Here is a 14,807-nt window from a genome sequence, read left to right as displayed (position 1 = left end):
GTGCTGCCGCACCCCACCCCCGTACGGCGAAAGCAGGCACGCGATGAGCACGCACCGGCGCAGGATCAGCAACAGGAACAAGGCGATCGGCGGAGTGGTCGCCGCGGCGGTGGTCGGTGGCGGCGCGATCATGCTGACCGGCATCGCCCAGGCCGCGAGCGTCGGTGCGGCGTACACCAGGACCAGCGAGTGGTCGACGGGGTACACCGCGCAGTACGTCGTCACCAACACGACCGGTGCCAGGGAGAAGGACTGGACGCTGGAGTTCGACCTGCCGTCCGGCTCCAAGCTCAGCTCGCTGTGGAACGCCGAGTCGAGCGTGAGCGGCCAGCGCGTCACCGTGAAGCCGCCGAAGTGGGACACGGACGGTCTGGCGGCCGGCGAGTCGGTCACCGTGGGCTTCGTGGTCAGCGGCACCGGCCAGCCGACCAGTTGTCTCATCGACAACGCCAAGTGCTCGGCGGACGACGGCGCGACGCCCGAACCGAGCGGCCGTCCGACGACCTCGTCGCCGACGCCCACGCCGACCGCCTCCCCGACCTCCACGCCCACGGCCACCCCCAAGCCCACGGCCACCCCCACCGCCTCCCCGACCCAGAGCACCGGCACCGGTACGACGGCCGGCGCGGGCTTCGCGCCCTACGTCGACACCTCCCTCTACCCCGCCTTCGACCTCCTCGCCAACGTCACCGCGACCGGCGTGAAGAACTACAACCTCGCCTTCATCACCGACGGCGGCGGCTGCACCCCGAAGTGGGGCGGCGTGACCGACCTCGGGAGCGACGGCGTGGCCTCGCAGATCGGCGCGCTGCGCGCCAAGGGCGGCGACGTCCGGGTCTCCTTCGGCGGCGCGTCCGGCTCCGAGCTGGCGACGACGTGCGGTTCGGCGAGCGCGCTGGCGACGGCGTACGGCAAGGCCGTCGACGCGTACGGCCTCACCAAGGTCGACTTCGACATCGAGGGCGGCGCGCTGCCCAACACGGCGGCGAACACGATCCGCGCCCAGGCGATAGCCAAGCTCCAGCAGCAGCACCCGGACCTGGACGTCTCGTACACGCTCCCCGTGATGCCCGAGGGGCTGACCCAGGACGGGGTGAACTTGTTGTCCAATGCCAAGTCCAACGGCGTCAAGATCAACACGGTCAACGTCATGGCCATGGACTACGGACCGGCGTACAACGGAGATATGGGAACGTACGCAGAGCAAGCGGCTACTGCTACTCAAGCCCAAGTCAAGAGTGTTCTCGGGCTCTCGGACTCCGCCTCATGGAAAGCGGTTGCAGTCACCCCGATGATCGGTGTGAACGACGTGTCATCGGAGGTCTTCAAGGTCGAGGACGCGAACCAGTTGGCGGACTTCGCGAAGGCGAAGGGTCTGGGCGGCCTCTCGATGTGGTCCGCGACCCGCGACAAGCAGTGCCCCGGCGGCGCCAAGCCCTCCGCGGACGCGACCTGCAGTTCGATCGTCCAGGACCCGTCCGCCTTCTCCAAGGCCTTCTCGGCCTTCCAGTAGGCGCCCCACGGGCCCCCGGGACCCCTCGCGGACCCAGTGACCCCAGTCACCCCACGGCGGACGTGTGGCCACTCGGCTGCACGTTCGCTCCTTTTGCTCGCGAGTGTCGATTACGTTTCGACAAATGAAGGCAGCGGGTGTTGACGCATGACCAGACATAGGACTGTTATTACGCCACCGTGTTTGGTCGCGTTGGTTTCTGGTCGGTTACGACGACCTGGGGCGTGGCGCATTCCGGCCGAACCCTGTCCGTCAGGAGCCGTTCATGCCCGACTTCTCCCTCCCCGCCGCCAGCCGCCGCTCCGTCCTGCGCGGCATAGGCGGCGCTGCCGTGCTCGGCGCCGGCATACCCCTGCTGAGCGCCTGTGGCGGCAGCGGCAGCTCGTCCGACCCGAAGACCGTCACCGTCGGCTCCAACGCGTCCGACGCGGTGCCGAAGAAGGCGTTCGCGAGCGTCTACGCGGACTTCAAGAAGACGTCCGGCATCACCGTCAAGGTCAACACGAAGGACCACAACACCTTCCAGGAGCAGATCAACTCCTACCTCCAGGGCACGCCGGACGACGTGTTCAACTGGTTCGCCGGGTACCGCATGCAGTTCTTCGCGGCCAAGAAGCTCGCCACGTCCATCGACGACGTCTGGGCGAAGATCGGGGACAACTTCCCCGACGCGATGAAGCAGCTCAGCAAGGGCGAGGACGGCAAGTACTACTTCGTGCCGATGACCACGTACCCGTGGGCGATCTTCTACCGCAAGAGCGTCTTCACGGCCAAGGGCTACACCGTCCCGACCACCTGGGACGAACTGGTCGCCCTCTGCAAGAAGATGAAGAGCGACGGCCTGGTCCCGATCGCCTTCGGTGACAAGGACGCCTGGCCGGCGATGGGCACCTTCGACCAGATCAACTTCCGCCTCAACGGCTACGACTTCCACAAGTCCCTGATGGCGGGCAAGGAGGCGTGGACCGACCCGAAGGTCAAGGCGGTCTTCGACCACTGGGCCGAGCTCCTCCCGTACCACCAGGACGGTTTCATGGGCCGCACCTGGCAGGACGCCGCGCAGGGCGTGGTGTCGAAGAAGTCCGGCATGTACCTCCTGGGTTCCTTCGTGGCCCAGCAGTTCACCGTCAAGGCCGACCTCGACGACCTCGACTTCTTCGCCTTCCCGGAGATCAACTCCGCGTACGGCCAGGACACGGTCGAGGCGCCCACCGACGGCTACATGGTCAGCAAGTCCCCGAAGAACCACGACGGGGTCGTGAAGCTCCTGGAGTACCTGGGCAGCCCGGCGGCCGAGCAGCTGTACCTCAAGACCGACCCGAGCGTGGTGGCCGCCTCCAGCAAGGCCGACACCTCCGCGTACTCGCCGCTGCAGAAGAAGGCGTTCGACATGATCGGCGCGGCCAAGAGCCTCACCCAGTTCATGGACCGCGACTCCCGTCCGGACTTCACCTCGACGGTGATGCAGCCCGGACTGCAGAAGTTCCTCCAGAACCCCAAGGGCGTCGACAGTCTGCTGTCCTCGATCGAGCGCCAGAAGAAGACGATCTTCGCCTCCTCATGATCTCCGAGACGACTACGACGAGCCCGGAGGCGGACGCCGTTCCGCCTCCGGACCCCGCGCCTGAGAAGAAGCGGGTCCCGCAGGGCGCCAAGCGCCTGCTGACCCGCCGTGACCGCATCACGCTCGCCTTCATGGCGGGCGGGCCGACGGTCCTGCACGTGGCCCTTGTCTGGGTCACCGCCCTCGCCTCGATCCTCCTGGCCTTCACCAGCTGGGACGGCATCGGCTTCAGCTCGATCAAGTGGGTGGGGCTGGCCAACTTCAAGGAGCTGTTCAACGACAACCCGCAGTTCTGGCCCGCGCTTGAGCACAACATCATCTGGTTCGTCGTGCTCATCCTGCTGCCGACCCCGTTCGGCCTGTTCCTGGCCGTCCAGCTGGACAAGAAGATCCGGTTCAGCCGCGTCTACCAGACCGCGTTCTTCCTGCCGGTCGTGATGTCGCTGGCGGTCACCGGCTTCGTCTGGCAGTTGATCTACAACCCCGACACCGGCCTGATCAACAGCCTCATCGGGGCCAACAAGCCCGGCCACTACATCGACTGGATCGGCGACCCCAAGCTCAACCTGTGGGCCGTCCTGATCGCCGCGTCCTGGCGGCACGCGGGCTACATGATGATCCTGTACCTGGCCGGTCTGAAGGGCGTGGACCCGTCCCTGCGGGAGGCCTCCGCGCTCGACGGCGCGAACGAGTGGCAGACGTTCAAGAACGTCATCTTCCCGACGTTGCGGCCCACCAACACGGTCGTCCTGGTCGTCACCATCATCGAGTCGTTGCGCGCCTTCGACCTGGTGTGGGTCTTCAACAAGGGCGCCCAGGGCACCGAGTTGCTGTCGATCCTGATCACCAACAACATCATCGGTGAGTCCAGCCGGATCGGTTACGGGTCGGCGATCGCCGTCGTCCTGCTGGTCATCTCCCTCGTGGTCATCATTCCGTACCTGATCGCGACCTTCCGGAAGGAGCGGCGCGCATGACCACCCCCACCGCCGCGCTCGGCGTGAAGCAGCGCACCCCGCTCCGCCCGGCCCGGGTCCTGCTGCACACGTTCCTCGTCGTCACCTCGCTGGCCTGGCTCGCCCCGCTGCTGTGGGCGGTCTACGCGGCCCTGCGCCCGTACTCGGAGACCAGCAACAAGGGGTACGTCTCCTGGCCGGACACGCTGAACCTCGACAACTTCAAGAACGCGTTCGAGCAGTCCGACATGATGCACTACTTCGTCAACACACTGATCATCGCGGTCCCGGCCGTGGTGATCACGCTGCTGCTGTCGTCGATGGTCGCGTTCTACGTCAGCCGGTTCGACTTCCGGCTCAACATCTTCCTGCTGCTGGTCTTCACGGCCGGCAACCTGCTGCCGCAGCAGGTCATCATCACCCCGCTGTACCGCATGTACCTGCTCATCGACCTCCCCGGCATCACGATGAGCGGCAAGCTCTACGACTCCGCGCTCGGCCTGGTCCTCATCCACGTGGCGTTCCAATCAGGCTTCTGCGCCTTCGTGTTGAGCAACTACATGAGGATGCTGCCGCACGAGCTGACCGAGGCCGCGCTGGTCGACGGCGCGTCGGTGTGGCGCATGTACTGGCAGATCGTGCTGCCGCTGTGCAAGCCGGCGATGGCGGCCCTGGCCACCCTCCTCTCCATCTGGATCTACAACGACTTCTTCTGGGCGATCGTGCTGATCTCGACCGGCGAGAACATGCCGATCACCTCCGCCCTGAACAACCTCTCCGGCCAGTACTTCACCGACCCCAACCTGGTCGCCGCCGGCGCCCTGCTCACCGCGATCCCCACCCTGATCGTGTACTTCGCACTCCAACGCCAGTTCGTCAGCGGCCTCACGCTGGGCGCCAACAAGGGCTGACGACCCCGCAGAGCGGCCCGGCTGCCTCAGAACGGTCAGGGCCGCTTCAGAACGGTCCGGGCCCGCCGAAGCCCCCGAACCCACCGGGTCCGCCGCCGAACATCCCACCGTGCGGCCCGTGATGGTGGAAGCCGTCGAACAGCGCGTCCGCGAGCAACATGCCCCCGACACCGGCGGCACCCGCGACAAGGGCGGTCTTCCACCAGGGTGTGCTGTACCAACCCCCGGCCATGGAACGGCCGTTGACGACCCCGCCGGGGTAGTAGTACGGCGTGCTCGCACCGGGCCGCGCGGACGCGGTGTACGTCTGCCCACCGACCGTGACCTGACCACCGGCACCCTGCGCGGGCAACTCGGGCCCGGGGTCGAGCCCCAGCGCGCTTCGGGCAGTCCGAATGTGATGCAGCCCTTCGATGGCGGTCTGCGTCACGAGCCCGTACTGCATCGGCGAGTAGGCGACGGCGAGTTGACCCTCGGCTGCACGATGCCGCTCGGCGGCGTCGGCGAGGGCCTGCCGGGCGGCCGTATTGCTGCCCGCGACCAGCGTCGACAGACTCCCACCGAGCCGCTCGACCCAGCGGGTGGCTTCGGCGCCGGCATCGGCATCGGCGTCGTAGGTCTGCTGCGCAGCCCCGGGCCCGGCACCGTACCCGAACCGCGAACTCCCGCCCCCGGCCTGCCTCTTACCGAAGGCGACCGCACCGCCGACGATCAGGACCAGCAGCACCAACACGATGAAAAACACGACGTCCTCCCGTCTGCGCCGGGATCGGATCACCCCGTACAGGGAGATGAGACCCTTTGGGGCTGAGGAGTGCCTGGACGGGGTCTGTGGGGTAGTTGTGAAGTCGTTGATCGCGTTCCTTCCGCGCGAAGTGACCGTCGATGATGTGCGGGATCGCCTGCTCGCGGGCGGGGGCGGTGCGGATGTTCGTGACGGACGGACAGCTGTGTCGTACGAGGGATCCGTCGCCTGGATCGAAGCAGACGTGGAAGCCGAGTTGAAGCGCGAGTACGAGTCGGCTGAACTCACCTTCGTCGAGGGGCTCATCGGCAGCTGGACCGCTTTCGTCATCGACTTTCGGTCGGCGGAAGTTGCCGACTTCGTCGTGGCGGCACTGGCCGAGCGTTGGCCGTGTGTCGTGGACGACGACGAAGGATTCATCGGGTGGGGCGCCGAATACCTCACGCACGCCACTCTTGAGGCGTGACTGACCCCTCAGCGGTGCAGCGCCCCCACCACGCCCTCCACGACCCGCAACGCCTCCCCGCTCCGGACGAGTTCGGCGATGTGCTCGATGTCGGTGTGGAAGACCCGGTCCTCGTCGACGGTCGGTACGGTCTCCCGGATTCTGGCGCGGAGCGCCTCCGCGGCCGGTGAGGGCGAGAGCGGGGCGAGGAGGTCGAGGGCCTGGGTCGCGCACATCAGCTCGATCGCGATGACGTAGGCGAGTTTGCGGGTCGCGCGGTAGGCCTTCAGGGCTGCCAAGTAGGCGTTGCTGACCGCGTCTTCCTGGTTGGCGGAGGTGGTGACGTTGTCGGCGGAGGCGGGCACGGCCATGCCTCGCAGCTCCATGGTCAGCGCGGCGGCCGTGTACTGGGCGATCATGTAGCCGCTGTTGAGACCTGGCTGCTGCCGGACCAGGAAGGGCGGCAGCTCGCTGAAGTTGCTGTTGACCATGCGGTCGGTGCGGCGTTCGGAGACCTTGGCCAGCACGGTCATCGCGTTGACCATGGTGTCGGCCTGGATGCCGACGTACGTGCTGTCGCAGTTCGCGCCGCTCAGCGCGACCCCGTCCTCGCCCTCGGGGTGGATGACCGGGTTGTCGCCCACGGAGTGCAACTCCTCGACGATGACCTCCCGGGCCTGCGCGAGCGCCCGCTTCGCACCGCCGTGCATCTGCGGAACGGCGCGCAGGGAGAGCCCGTCCTGGAGCCGGTGGTCGAGGAACTCGGCGCTGATCGCGCTGGATTCGGTCAGCCGCCGCAGATTCTCGGCTACGGCGGCCTGCTCGGGGTGCCGCTTGCGTTCCTGGATCCGGGCGTCGTAGGCGCGGACCGTGCCCTTGAGCGCCTGCACCGACAGGCTCGCGGCCACGTCGGCGGTGGTCGCCGCGACGGCGGCGTCATGGGCGGCCAGGACGGCGATCGCGGTGACCGAGTGGGTCCCGTTGGTGAGCGACAACCCCTCCTTGCAGGCGAGCGGGGTCGGCCGCTCGCCGATCCGGGTCAACGCCTCGGCGCCGGGCAGGAGTTGGTCGCCGTACCAGGCCCGGCCCTCGCCCAGCAGGACGAGCGCCATGTGCGCCTCGGGGGCCAGATAGCCTACGGAACCCTCGCCGGGTACGTGCGGTGTGACCCCGGCGTTGAGCATCCGCCGGATCAGTTCCAGCGTCTCGAACCGGATGCCGGAGAACCCTTCACCGAGGCCGACCAGCTCCATCAGCGCGATGGCGCGGACGATCTCGACGGGCAACGGCTCGCCGACCGAGACGGCGTGCGAACGCACGATGTTGCGCTGCAACCGCTCCGCGTCCGCCGGGGCGATCACCTCCGTGACGTTGTCGCCGAAGCCGGTGGTGACGCCGTAGACCAGACGGTTCTCGGCGAGGAAGCGCTCCACCAGCGCGCGTGACTTGCGTACCCGGTCGACGTACGTGGCGTCGAACTCGAGCCGGGCGCCGTGGCGGGCGACCGCGACGAACTGCTCGACGGTGATCGCCTCCTCGCCCAAGGTGACAGCGCTGATCTCAGGGGCGGCCACGGACATCTCCTCGCGCTTGACGTGTATCCATTCACTTGCAGGTCGAATGAATCACTCTATTTAGCGCGTGGCAAGGGCGGTCTCACGGACGCGTGAGGTGCCCGGCCTTCACCGTGTGCAGGAGGTTTGTGAGGGCGTGGGGTGGGAGCGTGGCTATGCGGTGGGGGTGGTCGCTCTCGCGGAGGTGGATGTGGGCGCCGGTCGCCGCTGCCGCCAGTTCCACGCAGTTGCCCTCGCCGCCCGTACTGAACGACGACTTCTGCCAGGCGAGTTGGGGCATGGCGGTTCCTTTCAGAGGGTGTACATCACGTGCTGGATGAGGCTCAGTGAGTCCCGTGACTCGTGCGACTCGGGCGCCGCTACCGGGTCGACCGGTGCCAACGCCAGTTCCGTGAGCCGCTCGAACATCTTCACGTACTTGTCGAGGTGTTCTCCATCCCGCAGGAAGACGGGCTCCGTCGGCTGTTCCAGGTAGACCGTGTCCAGTTCGGAGGTCGCCCCGCCGTAGATGACGAACGACTGGGTGTGCGCGGAGTAGATGCCCGCTTCGAACGGGTACACCTGGACGGTCACGTTGGGCAGCCGTGAGACTTCGATCAGCCGCAGCAGTTGCCTGCGCATGACCGCCGGGCCGCCCACGCGGGTGTGGAGCGCGGCTTCGTGAATGACGGCGAGATACGTCACTGGGTGGGAGTCGGTCAGTACGCGCTGCCGCGCCGTCCGGAACTGGGTGTATCGGTCGGTGCGTTGAGGGTCCCCCTCCGTGGCTTCGAGTACGGCGCGGGCGTATTCCTCGGTCTGGAGCATTCCGGGGATGACCAGTGGCTCGTGCGTCCGCAGTGCCGTCGACCGTGATTCGAGTTCGGCCAGGTCGCGGGCTGCGGGCCCGATCGTGTCGCTGAACTCGCCCCACCAGCCTTTCCCGCGCTCCTGCGCCATCTCCATCAGCCCGTCGAAGTAGGTGCCTTCAGGGCAGCCGTAGGCGCGGAGCAGCTTGTAGAGGCCGTTGCGAGGGACGTCGACCCGGCCGCTCTCGATGTGGCTGATCCTCGTGCGCTCGGCCTCGATCAACTCGGCGGCGGAGTCACCCGACATCCGGGCACGCATACGCAGCTTGCGCAGCTCCGCGCCCAGTCGTCGTTGGCGTTCGCTGGGGTTCGTCCTCGGTGGCATGCGGTCCTCCCTGTGGCCGGTGCGCAGTGTGCCGCGCCGCCGGCGCGAGCGTCCACCGTCCAGGGCGGACGTCACTCTTGAGAGGGAAGCCTGGTGGACACGGTTGTAACTCTCCCATGCGTGCCCCTAGCTTCGAGGGCGCCCCACCCCCGGAAGTACCGCCGCCCACAAGCCAGTTGGCACGCCGAAAGAGGAGCCTCTCCATGGACGACGACCCCCCACGCCTCACCGACGTCTCCCTCGTCTTCCCGCCGCACCCCGCCTGGGTCCGCACCGCCCGTGAGGCCGTCCGCACCCTTCTCGCCGTATCTCATCGGCCCGAACTCATCGACACGGCAATCCTGTTGACCTCCGAAGCCGTCACCAACGCCATCAACGCCTGCAAGCTGAAAGGTTTTCTAACCCCCGTAACCCTCTACGCAGGTTGGTCCGACCCCCACCGTTTCCGCGTCCTCATCCACGACGAGGCCCCGGGCCTGCCCGCCTGCCGCACCCCCGCCGCCACCGACGAGGACGGCCGAGGCGTCCAGCTCATCTCGTACGGCGCCGACGCCTGGGGCGTGTGCGCGCACGGGCCCGGCCGGGGCAAGGCCACCTGGTTCGAGCTGGGGAAGCGCTGATCGCGGGCATTGCGGATATACTCGAACTCGATTCGTATATCCAGGAGGTCCCCATGACCAAGACACTGATCGACATCGACGAGGAACTCCTGGCCGAGGCGGCAATAGCGTTCGGGACCAAGACCAAGAAGGACACGGTCACCGCCGCGCTCAAGGAGGGCGTCGAACGCAAGAAGCGTGCGCTCGCCCTGGCCCGCCTCGCGGCCCGCGCGGACGCGGGCGACTTCGACCTGTTGCTGGAGAAGGAGAACTACCGTCGATGAGCGCGGCCGCTTACCTCATCGACACCAGCGCTCTGGTCCGCATCCTGAAGCTGCCGGCGCGGGCCCTGTGGGATAAGCCCCTGGAGGAGGGTCTGATCGCCCGCTGCCCACTCACCGAGATCGAGTTTCTGTACAGCGCCAAGAACGCCGAGTACCGGGCCGCCCTGGTCGACGACCTTGACGCGCTGTTCTGCTGGACTCCTCTGGACGACCGGGCCGTAACCCGTGCATGGGACGTTCAACGGGAACTCACCGAGAAGGGGCGGCACCGGTCCGCAGGTGCTGTGGACCTGCTCGTCGCCGCGACCGCCGAACTCCAGGGGCTGACCGTGCTGCACTACGACAATGACTTCGAGACCATCGCCTCGGTCACAGGCCAGCCGACCCAGTGGCTGGCACCCCCGGGCAATCTCTGAGCCACCATGCCCCGCCGGGGCGCGGCACGCCCCCGGCATGCCGCGCCCCGCCCCCGGCCCCCGCCTCCCCGTTGGTCAGGCGCCCCCTATCGAAGGCAGTGCCCCCGTCCGAGCCGCCTCCCCGTACCACCGCGCGCTCGACTTCGGCGTCCGCGCCAGCGTCGCGTAGTCCACGTACACCGCGCCGAACCGCTTCCCGTAGCCGTACGCCCACTCGAAGTTGTCCAGCAGGGACCACAGGTAGTAGCCGCGCACGTCCGCGCCGTCCGCGATCGCGCGCCGCACCGCCGACAGGTGGCCGTGGAGGTAGGCGATCCGCTCGGGGTCGTGGACGTTGCCCTCGGGGTCGGGCTTGTCGTCGTAGGCCGCGCCGTTCTCCGTGACGTAGAGCGGCAGGCCCGGGGCCTCCCTCGCGTAGCGCATGATCAGTTCGTAGAGGCCCGTCGGGTCGATCGTCCAGCCCATCTCCGTGCGCTCGCCCGGGGTCTGGAGGAACGCCACGTCGTCCGCGCCCGGCCAGGGGGAGTACGCGCTCAGGCCGTGCCCGTCGGCGCGCGGGCTGCCCGCCGGGGCCGCCTCGGTCGCCTCCACCAGGGTGGGGGTGTAGTAGTTCAACCCCAGGGCGTCCAGCGGCTGGTGAATGAGCGTCAGGTCGCCGTCCTGGACGTACGACCAGTCCGTGATCGATCGCGTCGCGTCGAGCAGCGACTGCGGATACGCGCCGTGCAGCATCGGCCCGTGGAACACCCCGTTGGCCAGGTCGTCGATCTTCCGGGCCGCCGCCATGTCCGCCGGGGACAGTGAAGCGGGCCTGACCACCGAGGAGTTGAGGCTCACCGCGATCGAGTTCCGGGCCGGCATCGCGGACCGCAGGGCCGAAGTCGCCAGCCCGTGCGCCAAGTTGAGGTGATGGGCCGCCCGAAGCGAAGCGCCCGCGTCCGTACGGCCCGGCGCGTGCACCCCCGAGCCGTAGCCCAGGAACGCGCTGCACCAGGGCTCGTTGAGCGTGGTCCACTGCTCCACCCGGTCGCCCAGCGCCTCGCCCATGATCTGCGCGTACTCGGCGAACCGGTACGCCGTGTCACGCTCCGGCCAGCCGCCCGCGTCCTCCAACTCCTGCGGCAGATCCCAGTGGTAGAGGGTCAGCGCCGGCTTGATGCCGTGCGCGAGCAACTCGTCGACCAGGCGGCGGTAGAAGTCCAGGCCCACCTGGACCGCCGGACCCCGGCCGGTCGGCTGCACCCGCGGCCAGGAGACCGAGAAGCGGTACGCCGTCAGACCCAGGTCCGCCATCAGCGCCACGTCGTCGCGGTAGCGGTGGTAGTGGTCGACAGTGATGTCGGCGTGATCACCGCCCGCCGTACGGCCCGGCGTATGACTGAAGGTGTCCCAGATCGAGGGCGTACGGCCGCCCTCCCGCACCGCCCCCTCGATCTGGTAGGCGGAGGTCGCGGCTCCCCACAGGAAGGCAGGAGGGAAGGGCAGGGGCGTCAGGTCGGGCATGGAATCGCTCCCATGGGTCGAGTGGCGCCCATTATGCATGGGAGCGCTCCCATGGGCAAAGGGGGCCGCACCTCCCGACGTCTTCTGCCCGTTCCAATTACCCACCGTCTCCTGCCCGTTCCGCGTACCCGGTCGTGCTCTGCCCGTTCGGCGTCGTTCCGCGTACCCGGTCGCGGACGACACCGCTCAGGCCGACTCCCGCACCACCAGCTGCGTCGGCAGGACCACTTGGCGGTGATCGCCGCCGCGGTGGGCGATCTCGTCCAGCAGGAGGCTTGCCATGGTGCGGCCCATCTCCTCCAGCGGCTGGCGGACGCTGGTCAGCGGGGGATCGATGTGCCGGGCCACGATCGAGTCGTCGAAGCCGACGACGGCGACGTCGTGCGGCACCCGCCGGCCCGACGCGCGCAGTTCCAGCACGGCACCCGACGCCATCACGTCGGACGCGGCGAAGACGGCGTCGAGACCGGGCCGCCGGCGCAGCAGCTCCCGCATGGCCGCGCGTCCGCCCTCCTCCCGGAAGTCGCCGTACGCGATCAGGTCCTGCTCGACGGTGATGCCCACGCCCTCCAACGCCTCGCGGTAGCCGTCGAGTCGGGCCTGGGCGGCGTCCATGTCCAGGGGGCCCGTGATGGTGGCGATGGTCCGGCGGCCCTTGGCCAGCAGGTGCTGGACCGCGATCCTGGCGCCGCCGTTGTTGTCCGCGCGGACATGCCCCAGTGGCTCCCCGTGGCCGCGCCGGCCGGCGAGCACGGTCGGCACGGCGAGTTCGTGCAGCCGGTCGGGCAGCGTGTCGCCGCTGTGGACCGCGAGGATCAGCACGCCGTCCACCCGGTGTGCGGACAGGTATGTGGCCAGCCGCGCGTACTCCTTCTCGTCCGGCGTCAGGACCAGCAGCAACTGCATCTGGGCGCTGGCGAGTCGGGCGGACACACCGCGGATGATCCCCGAGAAGTAGGGCTCGGAGAAGAGCCGGTCCTCGCCCTCGGGGACGACCACGGCGACCGAGTCGGTACGGCGGGTCGCCAGCGAGCGGGCGGCGGGGTTGGGGACGTAGCCGAGTTCGTCGATCGCCCGCTCCACGGCCGCGCGGGCGTGGGCGCTCACCTTGGGGGAGCCGTTGATGACCCGGGAGACCGTGCCGCGGCCGACGCCGGCGAGCGCGGCCACGGCGTTGAGAGTCGGGCGCCGGACGTCCGCGCGCGGAGGCGGCTGCTCGGCAGGGCTCATCGTTCACCTTCCGGCGATCAGTGGGGACTTGCCTCATTCTTGCCCAGAAAATCGGGCAACGGCCAAGACGGACGACGCCGGCGCCGCGCTCGCCCGACGGACCCTTGGATCACCTGCGTGAATCCTGTGCGGGGCGGTCCGTATCCGGCCGGTGACGCCTAGTGGAGCGACACATTCACGTGACGTGCGGAACACGCTTGCGCAACAACGCCGTTTTCAAGTCTTGACACCCGGCCCGGCACGAAGGAGTCTTCCGGCATGCCGCGTGGGAGCGGTCCCACGGAATCTCGGGGGCTTCCTTCCGTGTGGACGAAACCACCAACGGCCCGTCCCTCTATCTCGCATGGCACACCGTTGACCAGCACCTTTTCACCGCACGTCCCGTGCTGTGGGCTGGCCGCTGCTCGAAACGAGAGGGCAGGTCCGGATCGTCGAGCCTCGGCGGTCCGATTCCTGAGACCCCGTTCCCCACTGGAACAAGGAGTAGTGGAATGCGCATCACCCGTACCGGCGGCGGTCACGGCCGCAGAGCAGCGGCCCTGACCACGACGGTCCTGACGGCCTCCGCCCTGTTGCTGACCGGCTGCAGTAGCGACGGCTCCTCGGACGCCAAGGACTCGAACGGGAACATCACTCTCACGGTGGCCGACTACGGGCAGTTCGGTTACAAGGAAGCCGGCCTGTTCGCCCAGTACCACAAGCTGCACCCGAAGATCACGGTGAAGGAAGGCGTCACCGCCAACGAGGCGGACTACTACCCGAAGCTGCTTCAGCAGCTGAACACGGGCAGCGGCCTTTCGGACGTCCAGGGCATCGAGGTCGGCCGGATCAAGGAGGTCGTCGACACCCAGGCGGCCAAGTTCGCCGACCTCAGCAAGTCGATCAACGTGAGCGACTGGGTCTCCTGGAAGGAGAAGCAGGCCACCGCGTCGGACGGTTCGGTCATCGGCGCCGGCACCGACATCGGGCCGATGTCCCTGTGCTACCGCTCGGACCTCTTCAAGGCGGCGGGTCTGCCGAGCGACCGTGAGTCGGTAGCCAAGGCCGTCGCGGGCGGCTGGGAGGACTACCTCAAGCTCGGCGAGAAGTTCCAGAAGAAGGCCGCCAAGGGCACCTACTTCATGGACTCCGCGAGCGCCATGTACAACGCGGTCGTCAGCTCCTCCGCGAAGCAGTACTACGACGCTTCCGGCAAGGCGGTCTACAAGGACAGCCCGGCCGTGCAGCAGGGCTGGAACCTGGCCGCGGAAGCCGCGTCCAAGAAGCTGACCGAGGGCCTGCCCCAGTTCACCGACGCCTGGACGGCGGCGCTGCGCAAGGGCACCGTCGCCACCGTGGCCTGCCCCGCCTGGATGGCCGGCCAGATCTCCATCAACTCCGGTGACGCCTACAAGGGCAAGTGGGACATCGCCCGTGCGCCCGGCACGAGCGCGGGCAACTGGGGCGGCTCCTTCCTGGCCGTGCCCAAGAGCGGCAAGAACGTCAAGGCGGCCACCGACCTGGTCAAGTGGCTGACCGCTCCCGAGCAGCAGGCCGCCGTGTTCAAGGCGATCGGCGTCTTCCCGTCGAACAAGGGCGCCTACGACCTCGCCAGCGTGAAGAACGCGACGCTGCCGTACTTCAACAACGCCCCGATCGGCCAGATCTACGCCGACGAGGCGAAGGCCATCCCCGAGGCCGTGCTCGGTGCGAAGGACGGCACGATCAAGGACACGATCTCCACGCAGATCAACAACATGGAGCAGCGGGGCACCAAGCCCGCCAAGGCGTGGAAGGCCGCGACCGACTCGATCGACAAGGTGATCGGCTGACGCAGACCGCGGTGCGGGCGGCCCGGCGGCCGCCCCCCCCGAGCGACGTGCGTGGGGCCCCCCGGCCGCTCCCGCCCGAGGCC

At 68.3% G+C, this 14,807-nt stretch carries 15 protein-coding genes; 9 read left to right on the top strand and 6 right to left on the bottom strand.

The annotated features are described in order from the left end of the window. Window positions 1-43 precede the first annotated feature (43 nt). The 4 genes from ACFWP5_RS37565 (at window position 44) to ACFWP5_RS37550 (ending at window position 4,944) form a co-directional block, all read left to right on the top strand. On the top strand, window positions 44-1,513 hold the full coding sequence (locus tag ACFWP5_RS37565) for a cellulose binding domain-containing protein (protein WP_384167307.1): 1,470 nt from the start codon (window positions 44-46) through the stop codon (window positions 1,511-1,513). 265 nt (window positions 1,514-1,778) lie between these two features. Continuing rightward, on the top strand, window positions 1,779-3,077 hold the full coding sequence (locus tag ACFWP5_RS37560; protein WP_384167304.1) for an ABC transporter substrate-binding protein: 1,299 nt from the start codon (window positions 1,779-1,781) through the stop codon (window positions 3,075-3,077). Then, a complete protein-coding gene (locus ACFWP5_RS37555) occupies window positions 3,074-4,054 on the top strand; it encodes a carbohydrate ABC transporter permease (RefSeq protein WP_384167301.1) in 981 nt (326 codons plus the stop codon). Before ACFWP5_RS37560 ends, ACFWP5_RS37555 begins: the two co-directional genes overlap by 4 nt. After that, window positions 4,051-4,944 (top strand): carbohydrate ABC transporter permease, encoded by an 894-nt coding sequence (locus ACFWP5_RS37550; RefSeq protein WP_384167298.1) that lies wholly within the window; start codon window positions 4,051-4,053, stop codon window positions 4,942-4,944. Before ACFWP5_RS37555 ends, ACFWP5_RS37550 begins: the two co-directional genes overlap by 4 nt. Before the next feature lie 46 nt (window positions 4,945-4,990). Here the strand turns inward: ACFWP5_RS37550 and ACFWP5_RS37545 are convergent, their stop codons facing one another. Then, the gene (locus ACFWP5_RS37545; protein ID WP_384167295.1) at window positions 4,991-5,689 is read right to left on the bottom strand and encodes a hypothetical protein; all 699 of its coding nucleotides are present in this window, start codon (window positions 5,687-5,689) and stop codon (window positions 4,991-4,993) included. Between the two features lie 205 nt (window positions 5,690-5,894). Between ACFWP5_RS37545 and ACFWP5_RS37540 the strand changes: the two genes are divergently transcribed. Continuing rightward, window positions 5,895-6,155: a hypothetical protein gene (locus ACFWP5_RS37540; RefSeq protein ID WP_384167292.1), complete on the top strand. Its 261-nt coding sequence runs from the start codon at window positions 5,895-5,897 to the stop codon at window positions 6,153-6,155. A gap of 8 nt (window positions 6,156-6,163) precedes the next feature. Here the strand turns inward: ACFWP5_RS37540 and hutH are convergent, their stop codons facing one another. From hutH to ACFWP5_RS37525, 3 genes are all read right to left on the bottom strand, one after another. Next, entirely contained in the window at window positions 6,164-7,714 is a 1,551-nt protein-coding gene (gene hutH, locus ACFWP5_RS37535) for a histidine ammonia-lyase (protein WP_384167289.1), read from the bottom strand. Window positions 7,715-7,790: 76 nt separating this feature from the next. Continuing rightward, window positions 7,791-7,988, bottom strand: coding sequence for a DUF397 domain-containing protein (locus tag ACFWP5_RS37530; protein ID WP_384167286.1), 198 nt, complete (start codon window positions 7,986-7,988; stop codon window positions 7,791-7,793). Window positions 7,989-7,999: 11 nt separating this feature from the next. Further along, window positions 8,000-8,881: a helix-turn-helix domain-containing protein gene (locus ACFWP5_RS37525; RefSeq protein ID WP_384167284.1), complete on the bottom strand. Its 882-nt coding sequence runs from the start codon at window positions 8,879-8,881 to the stop codon at window positions 8,000-8,002. A 203-nt stretch (window positions 8,882-9,084) separates the two neighbouring features. Between ACFWP5_RS37525 and ACFWP5_RS37520 the strand changes: the two genes are divergently transcribed. The 3 genes from ACFWP5_RS37520 to ACFWP5_RS37510 are packed head-to-tail and all read left to right on the top strand — an operon-like array spanning window position 9,085 to window position 10,180. After that, on the top strand, window positions 9,085-9,501 hold the full coding sequence (locus ACFWP5_RS37520; protein ID WP_384167281.1) for an ATP-binding protein: 417 nt from the start codon (window positions 9,085-9,087) through the stop codon (window positions 9,499-9,501). A 53-nt stretch (window positions 9,502-9,554) separates the two neighbouring features. Beyond that, window positions 9,555-9,764, top strand: a complete 210-nt coding sequence (locus ACFWP5_RS37515; RefSeq protein WP_384167278.1) for a type II toxin-antitoxin system VapB family antitoxin — start codon at window positions 9,555-9,557, stop codon at window positions 9,762-9,764. Beyond that, the gene (locus tag ACFWP5_RS37510; RefSeq protein ID WP_384167274.1) at window positions 9,761-10,180 is read left to right on the top strand and encodes a PIN domain nuclease; all 420 of its coding nucleotides are present in this window, start codon (window positions 9,761-9,763) and stop codon (window positions 10,178-10,180) included. Before ACFWP5_RS37515 ends, ACFWP5_RS37510 begins: the two co-directional genes overlap by 4 nt. A gap of 75 nt (window positions 10,181-10,255) precedes the next feature. Here ACFWP5_RS37510 and ACFWP5_RS37505 read toward each other — a convergent pair whose 3' ends face one another. Both ACFWP5_RS37505 and ACFWP5_RS37500 read right to left on the bottom strand, forming a co-directional pair. Next, window positions 10,256-11,683, bottom strand: a complete 1,428-nt coding sequence (locus ACFWP5_RS37505) for a GH1 family beta-glucosidase (RefSeq protein WP_384167271.1) — start codon at window positions 11,681-11,683, stop codon at window positions 10,256-10,258. A 186-nt stretch (window positions 11,684-11,869) separates the two neighbouring features. Next, entirely contained in the window at window positions 11,870-12,913 is a 1,044-nt protein-coding gene (locus tag ACFWP5_RS37500) for a LacI family DNA-binding transcriptional regulator (protein ID WP_384167268.1), read from the bottom strand. 491 nt (window positions 12,914-13,404) lie between these two features. Here ACFWP5_RS37500 and ACFWP5_RS37495 point away from each other — a divergent pair, with 491 nt between their 5' ends. After that, on the top strand, window positions 13,405-14,724 hold the full coding sequence (locus tag ACFWP5_RS37495) for an ABC transporter substrate-binding protein (RefSeq protein ID WP_384167265.1): 1,320 nt from the start codon (window positions 13,405-13,407) through the stop codon (window positions 14,722-14,724). Window positions 14,725-14,807: the final 83 nt, after the last annotated feature.

It is taken from the genome of Streptomyces sp. NPDC058469 (assembly GCF_042721125.1).
Lineage (GTDB): Bacteria > Actinomycetota > Actinomycetes > Streptomycetales > Streptomycetaceae > Streptomyces.
The sequence above is the reverse complement of the archived record's forward strand: the minus strand, read 5'-3'. Positions and strand labels throughout refer to the sequence as shown.

Excerpts from the sequence above, each read along its gene's own strand:
- ACFWP5_RS37500 (WP_384167268.1), bottom strand. The coding sequence starts at position 12,913 with ATGAGCCCTGCCGAGCAGCCGCCTCCGCGCGCGGACGTCCGGCGCCCG.
- ACFWP5_RS37510 (WP_384167274.1), top strand. The coding sequence starts at position 9,761 with ATGAGCGCGGCCGCTTACCTCATCGACACCAGCGCTCTGGTCCGCATC.
- ACFWP5_RS37520 (WP_384167281.1), top strand. The coding sequence starts at position 9,085 with ATGGACGACGACCCCCCACGCCTCACCGACGTCTCCCTCGTCTTCCCG.
- ACFWP5_RS37495 (WP_384167265.1), top strand. The coding sequence starts at position 13,405 with ATGCGCATCACCCGTACCGGCGGCGGTCACGGCCGCAGAGCAGCGGCC.
- hutH (WP_384167289.1), bottom strand. The coding sequence starts at position 7,714 with ATGTCCGTGGCCGCCCCTGAGATCAGCGCTGTCACCTTGGGCGAGGAG.
- ACFWP5_RS37530 (WP_384167286.1), bottom strand. The coding sequence starts at position 7,988 with ATGCCCCAACTCGCCTGGCAGAAGTCGTCGTTCAGTACGGGCGGCGAG.
- ACFWP5_RS37565 (WP_384167307.1), top strand. The coding sequence starts at position 44 with ATGAGCACGCACCGGCGCAGGATCAGCAACAGGAACAAGGCGATCGGC.
- ACFWP5_RS37505 (WP_384167271.1), bottom strand. The coding sequence starts at position 11,683 with ATGCCCGACCTGACGCCCCTGCCCTTCCCTCCTGCCTTCCTGTGGGGA.
- ACFWP5_RS37550 (WP_384167298.1), top strand. The coding sequence starts at position 4,051 with ATGACCACCCCCACCGCCGCGCTCGGCGTGAAGCAGCGCACCCCGCTC.
- ACFWP5_RS37555 (WP_384167301.1), top strand. The coding sequence starts at position 3,074 with ATGATCTCCGAGACGACTACGACGAGCCCGGAGGCGGACGCCGTTCCG.
- ACFWP5_RS37515 (WP_384167278.1), top strand. The coding sequence starts at position 9,555 with ATGACCAAGACACTGATCGACATCGACGAGGAACTCCTGGCCGAGGCG.
- ACFWP5_RS37560 (WP_384167304.1), top strand. The coding sequence starts at position 1,779 with ATGCCCGACTTCTCCCTCCCCGCCGCCAGCCGCCGCTCCGTCCTGCGC.
- ACFWP5_RS37525 (WP_384167284.1), bottom strand. The coding sequence starts at position 8,881 with ATGCCACCGAGGACGAACCCCAGCGAACGCCAACGACGACTGGGCGCG.